Raw genomic sequence first — 16,719 nt, 5'->3', positions numbered from 1 at the left:
CAGGAAACGAATATCTTAACGACTAAGGATTCAGATCGACGTATTCCGATTCTGATAAATCATCTGCCGGTCTGCTGATTGCTCGTAAACCGTTTTCATGTTTTTTCAATGGTGTTTTCAGCATGAAAATTCAATAAAAATTACTATAAATCAGTTAATTACGAGTGAAATGGCCTGGTGAAAAATTTCCAGGATTAATGCACTTTCACTCAACATTTACTGCTGACGTAGAGTTTTACTCAGAAGCTATTACAGTGCTTTTGAACCTGAAGGAGTAGGCATAACGGTAAAGTGCGCAAGTAATCGTTACCGTTATCATTGCTAACTTAAGATCACTGCTTCCAAATCTATACCTTTTATGCCTTGTCATTATGTAGCGTTCATAATCTGTGTTGCTGCCTGTCAACATAATGTCAGGCGTTTTCCGCATAGGGTTTTTATTGCAAGGCTTAATCCAGAAAAGAGAGGGATTTAATTCCCTTCATCATTATGTGATGTCACGAATCAAAATCATCGAAGAGTTAAGACTGCCGATTTAAGAGCATGAGTAGGAGTAGAGAACAGGCTTAATGCGGCAAGGCTTAGAGCAATATTAATTGGGGCAAGTCACCATAATGTAGCTATGCCGGACAGTCAGAATTAACGCTCTACTGTGCTTGATTCAGCTCCCGATACAATCTTTTCATCTTCATATCATTCTTACATTCCTGAAATTACTTCATTCACGCTAAGCCTATTTATTAGTTTAAGTTATTATGCCGAACGCATTTTTCTTACTGTCGTTCTTCCTGTTCTTCCTGTTGTTCCTTCACTGGCGCCTTATTAATTTCTTCCGGGAACGTTATTTTAAGTGCTTTTTTAGTATGTCTGACAAATTCTGAGTACTGACAAAACAAAGATATTACGTTAAGTAAAAATCGCATGGTGTTTTCATCATGAAAATGAAAAATAATTCATTATTTATCAAATAGATAGGCGATTAATGTCATGGTGAGTTTTCTGTATTTTCACTGACCGATTTTCTGAGGCTTGATTTAAACTTATAACCTTAAAGATTTAATGGTTATAGGTGTATGCAACATTCCAGTCTTACCTATGCTCAGCGTTAGATCGTTTTAGCAGTAAAAGACCTTCTCAGTCGTGCTTCTGATAAACCGCACATTCAGAACTGAAGGTGAAAATCACTTCTGACTGGGACTCTCAACTAATTCTTTGTTTTGTGTGTTTTATCCCCGTTATCCACAGGCCAGATCCAATTGGTCGATCCTCAATAGATCAAATTGAGATCCTTAACAGATCCCTGCAGCGTCTGAAGCCTTGTGACACAAGGCCTGGAAGGGGGTCAGTAACCACTGTAGCGAGAAGAATAACCACTATAACGAGTATAACAACCACTATAGCGAGAAAAGCAACCGCGCTGGCGAGTACTCAACAACCACTATAGCGAGTAATTGGCCTGAATCGGTGTGCATAACCCTGATTATGCGTAGATGACGGCTTCTTCCAGGGTGCTTGCGATGAAAGAGTGAGATCCAGTAAAGGGGGAGGGCGGTGGCTCGACTCTTTTTCAGTTAGTTTTCTCAGGTTATCCACTGAATAGATCCAATAACAGATCCATTTAAGATCCTTATTAAGTTCCTTAAAGATCCCAGCATCGCCTCAGGCCACGGTATGACTACGTTAAAGGCGGGTCGCTAACCACTATAACGAGTAAAACAACCACTATATCGAGAGAAATAACCACTATGGTAAGTAGATTAACCGCTGTAGTGAGTGATAGTATCCACTGTATCGAGTAACAGCGGCTCTCGCCTGTTCACATCACGGATCTTCCTAATGCCAAGAAAAGAACCAGATATCCTGAACATAGCTGATGCGTTTAGCGAAACAGATAAACGTACAGGTGAAGTTGTTACTCTTACCCCCAACAGTAACAACACCGTCCAGCCGGTAGCATTGATGCGACTCGGTTTATTTGTTCCGACGTTAAAATCCACAGCGCGCAGTCAGAAAAACCAGATGAACGCCATGGATGTGACCCAGGATCTTAAACAGTTATCCCTGGTCAGGTCAGAAGGCTATGACAACATTAAGATTCTGGGTGCCCGCCTGGATATGGATAATGATTTCAAAACCTGGGTCGGGATCATTCGTGCATTCGCTACGCATGAGTGTCTGGGAGACACGGTAACGCTCTCTTTCGTTGAATTTGCCAAACTATGCGGCATACCCTCAGTGCGTCTCTCCTCGAAGCTCAGGAGCCGTCTGGATGCTTCGCTGACGCGTATTGCCTCTAACACCCTGACTTTTACCAGCAAGGGCGGAGAGAACTACACGACGCACCTGGTGCAGTCTGCGAAATACAGCATCAAGAAGGACACGGTAACGCTGCAGGCCGATCCCAAGATCTTTGAGCTGTATCAGTTCGACAGAAAGGTTCTGCTGCAGCTTAAAGCCATCAATGAGCTGGCACGCAAAGAGTCTGCTCAGGCGCTCTACACCTTCATTGAAAGCCTTCCGCCGAAGCCTGCGCCGATATCTATGGCGCGTCTGCGCGCAAGACTTAACCTGACATCGCGTGTGATTACCCAGAATGCCACCGTCAGAAAGGCCATGGAGCAGTTAAAAGAGATCGGCTATCTCGACTACACCGAAACCCGACGTGGCTCATCAGTCTACTTCTGGGTTCATTATCGTCATCCTAAGCTGCGCCCGGCCGAACTGCCGCTCAGTAAGTCAGGCCTGATCGATGATGAGATGGATGAGTTTGACGATCTTGATATCGATTCCGACGTAATTGACGTCAGCCTGCCTGAACCGGTGATTGAAGAGGATAGCAGTGAGCTGGTGATGGTCTCGCGTGAAGAAAAAGAGCTACTGAACAAAATCAGGAAGCAGAAGAAGCAATGACACGCTTTCTGCTAGCATGCTACTCCGCTTTCAATCTCTTATCGGGAACGCCGGGCTGAAAGGCAATAACCACTGTAGCGAGTAACGTTACTCACTATAGTGGTTACCAGCCCGACAGCAACATACGTGACGCCTGTCTGAACAGGGCTAATCGCGCTATTCATCACTCTCCATCGGCAGGACCTGAATTGAGCCCGGTGCTGTGTTTACTCTCTATAGTGGTTAGTCTCTCCCGGAAGAGCTGTCTCAAAAAGCGTAATAGCCAGAATGAGACCCAATGTTCACTCGCTATAGTGGTTACTCACCTGATCACAGCACAGAAAGTACGCCCGTCATGAAGTATTCACGCAGGCTGTGCAGGGGAATCGGTATCATTACTCTACTCGCTATAGTGGTTATCTCCTCCGCTACCGCGCTTTTTCATCTCCCTTTTGTCCATCCAGGGTGGGTAAACTACTCGCTACAGTGGTTATCAGGTTGTTTTATCGCTAAATCGGGCAGTTAATGATCAGATACTGGCGCTGATGAATGCGATATTCTCGCTACAGTGGTTGTTAATTGGGAGCAGAAATGAGGAGCTTACTCGCTATAGTGGTTGTTATTGTCATTGGCCTATGCTCGATATAGTGGTTACCTTAAGTAGAGTAAGCACTCACTATCATTTATTGCACTGTCATTAAAAGACTTCCTGTTAAATTGCCAAATGCCCACACCTAAAAATGGTTACTCGCCACAGCCGTTAAACGGTGTGCCGTACTTCAGATTTTTGCAGTTATAGAGCTAGCTGCATTCATAAAAGCACCTTTGCGAGGACCCACACAGGGCGGATTGTGCAATCAAGGGTCAAAATTCAATGTTGAGAGAGAGATCGGTTTTTTACTCGCTATAGTGGTTATGACTGAATGAAACCGTACCTGGAGTACCTGAAACAAAGGGTAATGCGCCTTCGCGCTGCAATTTAGAAGGACGGATGACGATTTACTTGCTCTGCTTACTCGCTACAGTGGTTTCCGAACCCTGAATATCGTTACTTTACTCGCTACAGTGGATAGGCGATGAAGTTTGATCCTAAAGAAGGATCCGCCACTGATTTGCTTACTGGAAGAGTTAAACAGGTAACTTTACTCGCTACAGTGGTTATCAAATAGAGCTAAGCCAGAATGAGTACAGAGATTAAGTTATGGCCAGAACCATCAGGAAGGCGCTGCCGTTATCCCTGTCACAAGAACGGGTCCGATGGGGGCGCGGGGGAGGGGAGGTGTTTAGCGGGGCCGCTGCGGCTTTGATACTGCTCTGCAGGACATCGGTGAAGAAAGCGGCCTCGCGCTGACGTACCGCTTTATCACCGTTGGGACAGAGAGTGTTACATCGCCTCCCGGTATTCCGGCCAGGCAACGGATTGTGCTTCATAGCGCCCTGCGGCTGCGAACAGCGTGCCCTGGAAGTTGATCACACCTGCAGCCTCCAGCCACATCCACTCTTCTGCCTGTACGATCCCTGCCGCGATGACGGTAATTTCCAGCGCGGAACAGCATTTAATAATCGCCTGAACCACCGCCTGCTTTGGCCCACTGCGATGAACATCGCGGGTGATACCGGCATCAATACGAATGCGGTCGGGCTGAATGTGAGTCAGCAAGGACAATCCCGCGGAGCCGTCACCAAAATTGTCGATCGACAGACTGATTCCGACCGCTTTTAGCGCGCGTACGGCTTCAGAGAACGCTTCCAGCTGCGAGATCACTGCGGTCTCACTCACGCCAACAACAACTTGTTCAGGAACCAGTCCCGCCTGCTGAATAGCGGTCACAATATGATCGACGGCATTGGGTATCACCACCAGCGTCATAGGCAGCAGGCTGACGTACAGTGTCATACCGTCCGGGCAGACCAGGCCAGCATGGGAAAACGTCTTTTTCACGGTTTCCAGATCGTTAACATAAAGCTGATCGCCTGAGGTGTCGTCGTTGGGAGCAGGTCGCAGAGTGGTCGCTTCAATCGCTGTGACCTGACGAGCGAGGGGATCCACCACCGGGCGGAAGCTGACGCCTTCTGTCTCCGGACGGGAGTCCGGCACATCATTGTGCTCAGAAATAAACTCCCAGTAACCCGGCGGGAGGACCTCGTAGTAGTTCTCTTTCTCACGAGACTCTACAAACGTGCGCAGGAATTGCAGTGCCCGATCATCATAGGTCAGACGATATTTTGACGTCCCTTTATCCAGCACGGCCTGCAGGAGCGATGAGCGATCGTGTTCACGCAGGTCAAAGAGTGCCATGCCCGCATTACCAAAGCGGCGGTAAGGCGCATAGTCGCGCATCAGCTCCACCACATTGTGGTGCCGTCGATCTGCACAAATTCTCTGATAGACTGCCTGAATGCCCGCTTCCGGACCCTCAAGCAATTGAAAAAAATGGGTACCGTTAAATAATAATATGCCGGTCACCTCGTGAGCCGCATTTATTTTGCTGGCGTTGTCGACCATCGCGGGCAGGGTTCTGATGGGAAAGTCATCTGAAATATGGCTGCGGTATATTATGGTAGTCAGCATGTGCAGCTCCGTTTTATAAGATTGTTGCGCACACGCTAGCATTGTTCAAAAAATGTTTCATCTCTCCTTATTCACTGTCGCACAGACTGCACCACGGCAGGTGACAATAAGCGAAACGGCAAATTGTGGGGCACGGTTCCAACAATCGTAATGGGATCGGAGACGCTGAACCTGAGCAGACGAACTCATGCTTCCTGCATACTAAAAAAGGCCGCCGTAGTGGCAGCCTCATCGTATTGAAGGGGTAAATGTTATTTGATCAGTTCAGCAGAGACATAAGCACGATTATCAACGCGTGCGCCGGTAATTTTATAGGATGCGCCTGCATCTTTGGCCTGTGCCGCGACTTTCGCTTCAGCAGCATCCAGGGTAGACGCGGTAGCGGTAATAGTCTGGGCAAAACTACCGAATGAAATCAGAGAGAGTGCAGTAACAGCAACGAAAGTTTTGATGGATTTCATGGTCAATTCCTTAGCGTATTTCAGTCAGGGAGAGGCGTTTTGCCTCGATGAAATGAATGATAGGCGCGATCTCGCCAGACTGATATAGCTAACTTTTGCTGATATTGATCAAATATTTTGAATTATTACCATGGGGGATATCAGATTGCGTCAGCTCCAGTTTTAATGACACTCGCCACGCAGCTTCCAGTGCAGCCAGTGATCCAATGCTTCTTCGTTCAACGGCTTCGAATAGAAATAGCCCTGAGCCTGATCGCAGCCATACTCGGTCAGGGATGTTACTGCATCCGGACACTCAACCCCTTCTGCCACCACGGTATAGTCCAGCTCTTTAAGCATGGCGATGATGCTGCGTGCAATGATGCGTGAAGCCGTGTCAGAGGAAAGCTCACTGATCAGGGAACGATCCAGCTTAATCACATCAAGCGGCATGCGACGCAGATAACTGATATTGCTGTAGCCGGAACCGAAATCATCGAGTGAAATAGTGAATCCTCGTGCTCTGAGCATCTCCAGCCCGCGCAGGGCGGTCGGGCTTTCAAGGATACGTTCGGTTTCCAGACATTCAATTCCCAGCAGAGAGGTCGGGAGCTTAGATTTGACCATCTTACTTTCCAGCGCTGAAGCGAACCCCTCGCGCGCAAAGTCACGTACGCTGACGTTTATCGTTAGCGGCAGCTGGATGCAGTTGTTCCTCAGCCGGCTAAGGCGCTCAACCGCCCGATCGATAATCCAGGCTGTCAGCACAGAGAGCAGATCGGTCTGCTCAGCCAGCGGGATAAAGGCGGCAGGTGAAAGCTCGCCCCGGCTGGGATGTTGCCAGCGGATAAGCGCTTCCAGACCCACGGGTTTACCACTTTGCAGGCAAATTTTCGGCTGATAGACCATATATAGCCCGGTGTTCTCGCGTAATGCCGTTTTAAGATCGGTCATCAGCAGGAAATCTTCTGAACGCTGCGTTTCAGCCTCAGCGTCAAAGCGCTGAGAGGGCAGTCCGCGGCCGACCGCTTCATGCAACGCACTGACCGCACGGCCTAATATTTCAGATGCTGGCATGCTGCCAGCGACAAAGTCAGCCTCACCGGTATGGGGAGTCAGCGCGACTGACAGACCTTCATCCATGTCCGCACTGATACCTTCCAGACGACCGGCTACCCACGCGGCACTGAGTCGGCTATCCGCTCGGGTCAGGATAGCAAAGCGGCCGGTGGCCACCGTATAGATCATCTCCCCAACCGCCGGACGCAGGCGTAGCGGCAGCAGAGTGGCCATATCTTTCAGCAGGCTCTCAACCGGGCTCATTCCCATGGTGCGGGCCAGTTCATAAGCGCGCGACATATCGATGCAATCAATCAGAACCAGACGGCGTGGCGTGGTATCGCCGGCAACGGCAAGATATTGCAAATCACGTATCAGGCGCTGACGGTTAGGTAGCCCGGTCACCGGATCGGTAAAACCCGCCGAGTGCCAGGCTTCAAGAAAGGACATTACCAGCGTAGAGAGCAGCGTTAAGGTCGTCACCTGGTCACTGGGAAACGCATGCGGCTCGGTGTCGGTCACACATAGTGTGCCCAGAATAATGCCATCGCGTGTTTTCAGTGGCACACCGACATAAAAGCGGATAAAGGGTGAGCCAGTGATCAGGGGATGCGTGACAAAACGCGCATCGTAATAAGTATCAGGGACGATCACCGCACTGTCGCTATCAACCACGTGGCGACAAAGTGAATCCGCACGCGTTGAGCGTTGCAGTTCAAAATTGTGTGATGCCCGAACGGTCTGGAACTCGTCATCCAGCACCGATATAAAGCTGCCCGGGATACCCAGGGCCTGACTGGCTAACCGGACAAACTTCCGGAGAACTTCATCGCGGCTTTCATCAGGGTCGCGCAACGCCTGTAAGGCGCGGCTGCGGCGCTCATTGTCGCCGTTTAAATTGTTTAACATGTGTGTAGAACCCCCGCACCGGCTGATTACGGAGCGAAAAAAGAAAACTGTCCGGAGCGAAATGTGATTCGGGCGGCAGGAATTATGGCGTGATTTTTTATTTTCAACTGGATAATAAGGGACTATGCAGCGGGTGTCTCTTAATATTTTCTTTAACGCATTAAAGGGGTTGTTACGATTCGAAAATTTAATCGAAGATGCGCCTGATTATTTACATTTGTACATTTTATATAGCCAGGAGAGGGTTTTTACGGTTGTTAATGTTTATTTTCCGTCAGGAGATGAATAAGCATTCAGGGTGGTTAATGTTATTTCTAAGTCAGTTTTACAATTAAACAGGTCTGCAGCCAGAGACGGATCGCTATCCGCTGGTTGATCAGGAAGATAACCTATTAAAAATACAGGTAAAAGCCTGTAAAGATGAAGACCGGCAGATATGACCTGTCAGTGTACTCCTGACTGCTATAGGTCAATCCACCGCAAGACTGCCAGTAACGCGTCGCTTCAGAAAGTAATCAATTTAACCTTTCATGCCGTGTGTGAATTGTGTCGGACGACGTGGCGGCGGGTTTTGCTCCAGCCAGTCACGAACCTGTTCGGTCCGCGGCCCTCGCTCGCGGATCGCGCGTGTCAGCCTTTCCTGTGTTGTCCTCAGTTCCTGGGTCCAGTAGGTGATTTGCCACTGTTCACGAATTTCCACCTGCGACAGATCGTCGGGCGAGCGACGCTGGATAGGATTTTTCATTCATTATCCTCCTCTTTTTCAATGATGCTGCCTGAACATGACCCTCAGGCTATACCTCTATCCTGATGAAGAAAGGGCGCTTGAGGTAGCGGATTAATCCCTGAATGGCCCTTAAGGCAAATAACAGGATAATTCCTGGCAGGAGGAATAAAGCACTCTATGGAAATAGAAAAGTCTCCGTCAGGGCGAAATATGCCGCTTCGCTTATAAAAAATCATGCATGATTTTTAAACCTGAAATTTGACATTTATTTAAAATAGTCAATTATTCTGTGGTCTTTTCGTTATGGCCGCTCTCAGGTCGTTTCGCTTTTATTGATGGTGAAGCGCTGTGCCTTTGCGGTTTAATCATGTTGAAGGAGTCTTTGTTTGGTGAATCGTCCCCCCAGGCCGCCTGTGGTCGTCCAGAGTAATGTGCGTGAACTTCGTCTTGCCGCCGGGCTCTCACAGCAGAGCGCTGCTGAGCGTTTTGACCTTAGCCTGCGCGTCTGGCAAACCAAAGAAGCCGCAGGTAACCCGACACTATTAAGTCAGGGAGAATATGAGTTGCTGTTATTGCTGGCTGGCTGTCATCCCCATTTTGCTCTTGCACCTCAGAGCAAAAAGTAACGGCTGCGTTAATACCCTGAAATTTACTTCTGTGGTAACCGGCTGTCTGATAACGGTAAAAAAATTATATTTAACGACTTGAAAACTGACTACTGATCCCTATTTATGGAGATGATCGGAAATATGAGTCCGATCAGATGAACTTTTGGATGAACCTGTTCAGGAGATTATCACCATGTCAGTACAACAATTTTCAGTGTTCCCTTCGCTGGCTGATTCTGTCTTTTCAGACCGCTTTAACCGCATCGATAAATTGTTCAGTCAGCTTACTGGCGACAGCCCGGTAACGTCGGTTCCCGCTTACGATCTGCAGCGGGTAGAGGATAATCGCTATGCGTTGACCGTCAGTGTACCTGGCTGGAAAGAGCATGAACTGGAGATCGAGTTACGAGGCGGACGGCTTTCAGTGGCCGGTCACAGAGAGAAACCGTCACAGGAAGCGTCTGGCGAGGCCCGGGAAGAGAACACCAGCTGGATCCACCGCGGCATTTCCCGACACGATTTCCAGCTGAGCTTTTCCATTCCAGAGCACATGAAGGTCACCGGAGCCAGCCTGGCGGAAGGTCTGCTTAGCATTGATCTGATCCAGGAAATACCGGAGAGCGAGAAACCGCGCCGTATCCCGATTGCGATCGGCGGTCAGCGAACTCTTGAACATCAGTAACATGAACAGGGCGGAAACGGCACAGGCTGTTTCCGCCTTTTTATTCACTGGCAGGTAAGAAAGTCAAAAGAGTTCAGGCGCTGGCTGCCATAAGGCTGATTTGCGACGGTAAGCCGGTATTCGTTCCGGTCAGCATGATCGGTTCACCCGCCTCAAGACTGGAGTGAAATGCAGCCTTCATCGATGCACTGATACCATCACCACACCACATCAGATGATGCTCAAAGCGGCGTTGCGCCACGGCGGGGATACCTGACGCATCTGCTGCAACTTCAACCCGAAAGCCCTGTCCGTTAAGCCGTATCGCTTCCATCCAGATCTCGGTTTCATCTGTGACGCTGACCGCTTCAAGAAACAGCGGTACGGTGCTGCGTCGTTGTGAGGCCAGCGCCAGGCGCTCCCACTGACTGACTACCGCTGAATGAAAGCGCTGCTGGCGCCGCGCCGCACCTTCGCTGAGGTCAGTGCGCAGCCAGAGGTTGAGCGGCCGCAGGTAGCGATTAACATAATCATCACCACAATAGTCGGTATTCATCATCTGTAGTTCGCGATCAACATCTGCGTCCGTATTATGCGCCAGCAGATGCAACATATCCTCTTCCCGACAGGCCCAGCCGCCAGGCAGCGTAACGCTGGGCCAGTTAAATGCAGTATGGATATCAAAGAGCGTATGGCCCCCTGAGGTCATTTCACGCACACAGAGCGCACGCGTAAGCTGATTATCTGAGTAACCAGCAGGGCCAGGCGGCGTTATCAGCCCGGCACGGCGCCAGCGGCGCAGAGTTTCAGGAAGAACACCGACGAGACCACATACGGTGTCGGTAGAGTGCTGAGGCATAATTGATATCCGGAAGGCATTGAGATCCCATGAACAGGGAAGATGACGCAGTATGCGCGTCAGGAATAAATAAAGAAACAATCATTTCCATAATCTGCCGGTGTATCGGGTGCAGAGAGGGCAGTGGGTGAGGGGGATTAAACAGGGCTACAGAGCAGGTGCCGGACGCAGAGACGCCCGGCGATTAAGAACGCGTTACCAGTGGTACTTGTTGGAATCTTCCCACTCTTTCACTTCTTTTTCGGCACGATCTTTCTCGTAGCCGTAGCGTTCCTGAATTTTACCGACCAGCTGATCGCGCTTCCCTTCTACAACGGTCATATCGTCATCCGTAAGATCACCCCATTTTTCCTTAACTTTACCTTTGAACTGCTTCCAGTTACCGCCAATGCGATCTTCGTTCATGGTGACTCTCCCATTTCTGGTTGTTATCCAGTGACCTGATGAATATCTGTGTTGCCTGAAGGCTGTCAGATGAATCAAGCATGGCACAGCTTTTGCCTTTTGCAGCGAAGCGGTGTGAGCCGCATCAAATTATGGGCAAAAGGGAAGGAAAGGGGATTATCACGGCGGGGTCTATTCCGGGCGTCGTGCTGGCCAGCTTACTGCAGGCAGGGCATTGAGGGCTGGACGGGCAAACAGAAAGCCCTGGTAATAGCGTACCCCGGCACCTTCCAGCCAGAGCCACTCTTCAATTTTTTCAACCCCTTCCGCAATGACCGTAATTTCCAGCGCCTGACAGCATTTAATGATGGCCATCACAATCGCCTGACGCGGGCCACTGCGGTGGATATCGGTGATCAGCTTGCGATCGATTTTAACTTTGTCGGGCTGGAAATCGGCTAACAGCGACAGGCCAGCGAAGCCGGCGCCAAAATCATCGAGCGCCAGGCTGATCCCGGCCGCTTTCAGCTGCTGGACAGCAAACTGGAATGCGTCGAAGCGCGAGATGATCTCATCTTCGGTCACCTCAACCACCACCTGCTCTGGTCGCAATCCCTGCTGCCTGATCTGCTGGATAAGATGTTCAACAGCGTCGTCAATGACCACCAGCGACATGGGCAGCAGGTTGACGGAGAGCGTTTGCTCGCGCAACCCCAGATGTCTGGCCAGCTGGAAAGCGTAGGTTTTAGAGTGCAGATCGCCCTGATAACGCTCGCTTTCTGGCAACTGTGAAAAGTAATCAGCGGGTGATGCGCCGTGCTGACCTCGTATCAAGGCTTCACAAGAGACAATCCGGCGATTCGCTGTATCCACGATAGGCTGTAGCGCAAATTCACAACGCTGACCCGGTGCCGGTTGCCAGGCTGGCTGAGATTCGGAGGTGACGGGTGTTGTCAGCGTCCACTGACTGGCAGGATCAATTTTGATAAACGTCTCTTTATCCCGCCCCTCGACGAAAGAACGCAGGAACTTCACCACCCGGTCATCTCTGATCCGTTCATCACTCAGGGTAACCCGCTTAAGCAGGGCATCCACTACGGTGTGTTTCTGATAATCACGTAAATCAAATAAGGCCATACCGGCATGACCGAAGCGACGCGCAGGGGCGTAATCCCGCATCAGCTCAATCAGGTTAAAATGCCGCTCATCCTGACTGATACGCTGGAAAACCGTGTGAACGTTGTCGACGCTACCCTCCAGCACCTGAAAAAAGTGCTGTCCGTCATAGAGCAGTATCCCGGTGACTTCAGCCTCAGCATTTTTGATACTGGCGCGCTCCACCAGCGCTTTCAATCTCTCTGGCGAGACAGAACCCGCAAGCTGGCTACGGTAAATAAGGGTGGAGAGCATAATCAGACTCACGTGGCAGAAAGTTACTGATTAAACATATCACAGAAATATTGCTGGTTAAGGGCACAACTACGACCATTATGCCGTTATATTTGCAGCATTAATTTAATCGTAGATTCAGGTAGTACTTAAGGATTCGACAATCAGGACATCAGATCGCAGTGCGGCAATAACCGGGCATAGAAATGAAGGGAAAAGAAAAACCCCCATAAAATCGGGGGCGAACAGCAGATATAGCGCATTATTATAACGTTACAGCTTCCCTGGTGAGGCGCTGGTCAATCTGATATTGCCAGATTATTACGCACTTTTTATTCTCCTTACCACGTCATTCTGGCGAGGCTTTTAAGCGGGTAAAAATCCGTTTATTTGCTATTTCGGAAAATTGTTTTGAGATTCAATCCACTGTTTCAGGCTTCAGGCGATGTCAGCACAACCAATGAATTATCAGGTTACAAATCAACCACTTTTCCAGACACTCCCTTAACGTCATCAGCACAGTAGTCAGCAACGCATGAACGTTGTCGGTCTGCAGAGACAATCAGATGTTGATATCTGCCTTATCTGAAAAAAGTGCCCCCTGTAAAAGGGGGCAAGGGTAGGAGTCAGATCGCTCTGTAAAAGAAGTGGATTTCATTACAGAGCCATTCAAAGATAGGGCAAAAACGATGTTTATGCCGCTACGGTTAACTCTTTTTTTAATTAGATATCAAACAATTAAAAAGCTAACAATATTCAATGGTTATTTAAATCAATACCTTAATCAGATATGAAAACGATTTCTAAGATTAGGATTAAAGTCCTGTTTCGGCTGCTGCTTCTGCTATAAATGGCCACAATTAAGCCATTGCTTAGCGATCTGAGACTTGTAAACAGAGCAGACTTGACCCTTAAAGCGAATAATTGTACTGTTTATATATACAGCATATTATCGATTGAGAGCCGGTGTGGGGTAAAGATGTCACAGGATGATGAGGTCTGGTCAGCATTCAAAGAGGCGATGAGGCGGGATAATACCGGTCAGTGCACAGTGAGTACCCGGGATTTTGTGGCTGAACTGGAACAACGCAACTCACCTCACACGCTTCGGGCCGCGAATACCTGGATAGAGATGCATATCACGACTTTCAGTGATATCTCAATTGAGCCCGGGGAATGTCGACTGTTCCGTGTGCCTGCGGCGCGTGATTAAAACGTGCCGCAGCGCAGACAGGATAAGAAAGGGTTTCAGCCTGACTGCTGTAACAGATACAGGCTGAAGCAGGCATCAGAGCCTGGATGTGTTCCGACGCATGTCAGACCGATCCTGGAATTTAGGATTCGCGGGGAAGCTCTTCTCGCACGCCATGCGCGCCAGATTCAATGCGACTTTGCGTTTTTTAAGCTTTAACTTCGGCAACCACTCTTTGAACTGTGCCGTTAGCGACGCTGCCTGCTGCTCGTTGGTGACACGACAGATAAATAGCTTGCTCTTGGTCTGACGACTGACATCAATGGCATAGATCTCTACACCTGCGCTGCACACTTCATATTCAACATCCGTAAACTGCATGTGTGGCCAAAGACCGGTTCTGGTTTCAAATGTGGCTAAATCCATGACGACTACCTTTTTTTTATTTTAAGCGTTATTGCTACCCAACAGACTAAAGCCTGGTCGGGCCAGTGAGCATAGACCAGATTCAGCATTCCGCCAGCGATTTCACTGATTTAATCTGGCCCTGACACAAAAGGCTAAAATCTCCCACCGTCGCCTGTTATCTGACAGGTAGCCAGTCATCCTCTTATCAGAAAATCTGATGATAGACTGTCATGCTGGTTTTTCACCCCTTCAGCTCTTCAGCTTTACAAGCCCTGCCTTTGCTGCGTCTGCGACGGTATCCCACGAATTTAAATCGCCTTCTCCTTAACAATTATCGTCAGCATCGCTGTTGAATTAGCGGGCTAATTATCAGATCCAAATGAATGCCTGCTTCCGCTTCATTGTGACCATCCGGCAGTGGAAATCTTCTGACAGGAGATGTGGCAAATTTATCTCAGATGATGAGATGTAAAAAGGTGTGTCAAAATAAAAATGAATAAATGGCAGAGTAGTGTTCTGGCTAGTTCACTCTGTACCATTCGCAAGGAAAAATAAAAAAATATATTCGCCATGCTTAATTAAAGCCCTGCAGACAAAAGCCGATAAGAACGATCCAACTTTGAATTATGTCCAGATTATTCTTTTTTGCCGGGGGCAAGTATGACTATTACACAACGTCTGGTATTGATTTTCTCACTGCTTGCAATGTCACTGATTGCGCTGGTGATTATCTCTTTATCAGTGATTTCGGGCTTTCAATCCCGCTTTGAATATGTACAGATGAACGCAATACCCAGCATTCGCGATCTCAATAAATCGATCAGCGTGACCAATCAGTTGGGTATTGCGCTTTATCGCCACCACAGCACCAGCGATGCGGCAAAATTCCCTGCTGCGGAAGAGCGCATTGAGAATCTGCTTACGCAGATTAAGTCGCTCAATGATTACTACATGGCTAACGACATCTCCAGCGATGAAGATAAGGCGATGACGGAACAGGCCTATAAAAATCTGGATGCGGTCCGCAGCGCATTGCCGGCATTTCTTGCCGCGTCACGCGCCCATAATGATGCGGTCACGCTGCCATTATTGCAGAGTGAGGGCGGTATTGGTGCCGCATCCCGTAAGATGGAAGCGGATTTCACCCGTCAGATTCAGCTGAATATCGATATTGGCGAACAGCTCAGGGCGAAGAACAAGCGCGTTTATAGCCAGACCCTGTGGGCGATGTCTGGCGGATCGCTGCTGCTTATTCTGATACTGGCCGGTTTCTCCACTAAGGTGATTCTCGGCATCAAAAAGAGCCTCTCAGGCATGGTCAATACCATGACGCAGGTGAGTCATACCCTCGACCTGACTCATACCGCGGAGGTCCGCAGTAAGGATGAGATCGGCAAAACGGCGATGGCATTTAATCAGCTGCTGGCACGCGTCTCCGGCACGTTGCTTTCCGTCAGTCACGCCGCGCAATCGGTGAGTACCGGATCAACGCAGATAGCGGCGGGCAACGAAGATCTCTCTGCACGCACGGAAGAACAGGCGGCTTCACTGGAGCAAACCTCAGCCAGCATGGCGACACTGAGCGAAACGGTGCGACAGAACTCAGAGGGTGCGCAACAGGCCAGCAGCCTGGCAAATAACGCGAATCACATGTCAATCCAGAATGGGACGGCGGTGAAGCAGATGCTCAGTACCATGGATGAAATCCGCGCCAGCTCTGCCAAAATCTCTGAAATTACCGGACTGATTGAAGGCATCGCGTTTCAGACCAATATTCTGGCGCTGAATGCGGCAGTCGAGGCAGCGCGTGCGGGCGAGCATGGTCGCGGCTTCGCTGTTGTTGCCTCTGAAGTGCGTAATCTGGCGCAGCGCTCCTCTTCTGCCGCCCGTGAAATTAAGGATCTTATCTCAACATCGGTTTCACAGGTCGAACACGGTTTAGAGCAGGCCAGCGGCGTTGGATCTAACAGTGAAAATGTCCGTCAGGCGATTCAGCAGGTGGCCGATCTGGTCAATGAGATTGCGGCGGCTACCTCTGAGCAGAGTAAAGGCATTGAACAGGTTCATCAGGCCATTGGTCAGATGGATGAAGTGACGCAACAGAACGCCTCACTGGTGGAAGAGGCCTCATCCGCCTCTAAGTCGCTGCAGGAGCAGGCAGAAACGCTGTCGGGACTGGTGGCGACCTTTAAGCTGGAAAGCAATCACCGTGCAGTGCAGTCGCAGCAGACCGCTGCAGTACGGCGTCCGGTATTACACACAAAGCAGCCTGAGCACCATACCATCGACCTGGCTAAGGCGAACTGGGAAAGTTTTTAATGGTTGAGCAGTAACTTAAGGGCCTCCACAATGTGGGGGCTTTTTTTATCTTAAATCAGAATAAATAAAGCGACTTTTCCTGAAATAAATATAATATGAAATCGATTTCATTATAAAAGCGCAGATAACTCTTTAGGGTTATAAGGTTTTAATTGAAATTAGCCGGGCGTGGTTATATGTGTGTAACAGTCTGGTGATAATGAATCAGATACAGGCAGGATGTCAGTTATCGGCTATTCATGACGCAACTTGAATTTCTTTATTTTCAAAACAATAACGCTGAAGTCAGGCTTGATGATTAAT

Annotated in this window: 13 protein-coding genes; 5 read left to right on the top strand and 8 right to left on the bottom strand. The window is 49.1% G+C overall.

Annotation, left to right across the window (positions count from 1 at the left end):
- The first annotated feature begins 1,836 nt into the window (after positions 1-1,836).
- On the top strand, positions 1,837-2,910 hold the full coding sequence (locus AC6I8B_RS22575; RefSeq protein WP_010256943.1) for a RepB family plasmid replication initiator protein: 1,074 nt from the start codon (positions 1,837-1,839) through the stop codon (positions 2,908-2,910).
- Between the two features lie 1,363 nt (positions 2,911-4,273).
- Here the strand turns inward: AC6I8B_RS22575 and AC6I8B_RS22570 are convergent.
- From AC6I8B_RS22570 to AC6I8B_RS22555, 4 genes are all read right to left on the bottom strand, one after another.
- The gene (locus AC6I8B_RS22570; RefSeq protein WP_157354229.1) at positions 4,274-5,461 is read right to left on the bottom strand and encodes a diguanylate phosphodiesterase; all 1,188 of its coding nucleotides are present in this window, start codon (positions 5,459-5,461) and stop codon (positions 4,274-4,276) included.
- Between the two features lie 251 nt (positions 5,462-5,712).
- On the bottom strand, positions 5,713-5,922 hold the full coding sequence (locus AC6I8B_RS22565; RefSeq protein WP_010256949.1) for a YdgH/BhsA/McbA-like domain containing protein: 210 nt from the start codon (positions 5,920-5,922) through the stop codon (positions 5,713-5,715).
- Positions 5,923-6,084: 162 nt separating this feature from the next.
- Positions 6,085-7,869: a GGDEF and EAL domain-containing protein gene (locus AC6I8B_RS22560; RefSeq protein ID WP_010256951.1), complete on the bottom strand. Its 1,785-nt coding sequence runs from the start codon at positions 7,867-7,869 to the stop codon at positions 6,085-6,087.
- Positions 7,870-8,389: 520 nt separating this feature from the next.
- Positions 8,390-8,614, bottom strand: a complete 225-nt coding sequence (locus AC6I8B_RS22555) for a DUF3606 domain-containing protein (protein WP_010256955.1) — start codon at positions 8,612-8,614, stop codon at positions 8,390-8,392.
- A 368-nt stretch (positions 8,615-8,982) separates the two neighbouring features.
- Here AC6I8B_RS22555 and AC6I8B_RS22550 point away from each other — a divergent pair, with 368 nt between their 5' ends.
- Complete coding sequence (locus AC6I8B_RS22550) at positions 8,983-9,222, top strand: hypothetical protein (protein ID WP_022624236.1); 240 nt, start codon at positions 8,983-8,985, stop codon at positions 9,220-9,222.
- 175 nt (positions 9,223-9,397) lie between these two features.
- The gene (locus tag AC6I8B_RS22545) at positions 9,398-9,886 is read left to right on the top strand and encodes an Hsp20 family protein (protein ID WP_010671953.1); all 489 of its coding nucleotides are present in this window, start codon (positions 9,398-9,400) and stop codon (positions 9,884-9,886) included.
- A 73-nt stretch (positions 9,887-9,959) separates the two neighbouring features.
- Here the strand turns inward: AC6I8B_RS22545 and AC6I8B_RS22540 are convergent, their stop codons facing one another.
- From AC6I8B_RS22540 to AC6I8B_RS22530, 3 genes are all read right to left on the bottom strand, one after another.
- On the bottom strand, positions 9,960-10,724 hold the full coding sequence (locus tag AC6I8B_RS22540) for a MerR family transcriptional regulator (protein WP_010671952.1): 765 nt from the start codon (positions 10,722-10,724) through the stop codon (positions 9,960-9,962).
- A 195-nt stretch (positions 10,725-10,919) separates the two neighbouring features.
- Positions 10,920-11,129 carry a CsbD family protein gene (locus tag AC6I8B_RS22535; protein WP_010256969.1) on the bottom strand — a complete coding sequence of 70 codons (210 nt, stop codon included), beginning with the start codon at positions 11,127-11,129 and terminating at the stop codon, positions 10,920-10,922.
- Between the two features lie 171 nt (positions 11,130-11,300).
- Positions 11,301-12,518 (bottom strand): diguanylate phosphodiesterase, encoded by a 1,218-nt coding sequence (locus AC6I8B_RS22530; protein ID WP_010256973.1) that lies wholly within the window; start codon positions 12,516-12,518, stop codon positions 11,301-11,303.
- 958 nt (positions 12,519-13,476) lie between these two features.
- On the opposite strand from AC6I8B_RS22530, the gene AC6I8B_RS22525 reads away from it, so the two are divergent.
- Positions 13,477-13,710 carry a DNA polymerase V subunit gene (locus AC6I8B_RS22525; protein ID WP_497816601.1) on the top strand — a complete coding sequence of 78 codons (234 nt, stop codon included), beginning with the start codon at positions 13,477-13,479 and terminating at the stop codon, positions 13,708-13,710.
- A gap of 75 nt (positions 13,711-13,785) precedes the next feature.
- On the opposite strand, the gene AC6I8B_RS22520 is transcribed toward AC6I8B_RS22525, so the two are convergent.
- Entirely contained in the window at positions 13,786-14,115 is a 330-nt protein-coding gene (locus AC6I8B_RS22520) for a hypothetical protein (RefSeq protein WP_010256979.1), read from the bottom strand.
- A 642-nt stretch (positions 14,116-14,757) separates the two neighbouring features.
- On the opposite strand from AC6I8B_RS22520, the gene AC6I8B_RS22515 reads away from it, so the two are divergent.
- Complete coding sequence (locus AC6I8B_RS22515; protein ID WP_497817788.1) at positions 14,758-16,416, top strand: methyl-accepting chemotaxis protein; 1,659 nt, start codon at positions 14,758-14,760, stop codon at positions 16,414-16,416.
- Positions 16,417-16,719 lie beyond the last annotated feature (303 nt).

The organism is Pantoea sp. X-Soil-ISGK-285 (assembly GCF_059730815.1).
This window is presented reverse-complemented; position numbering and strand designations above follow the sequence as displayed.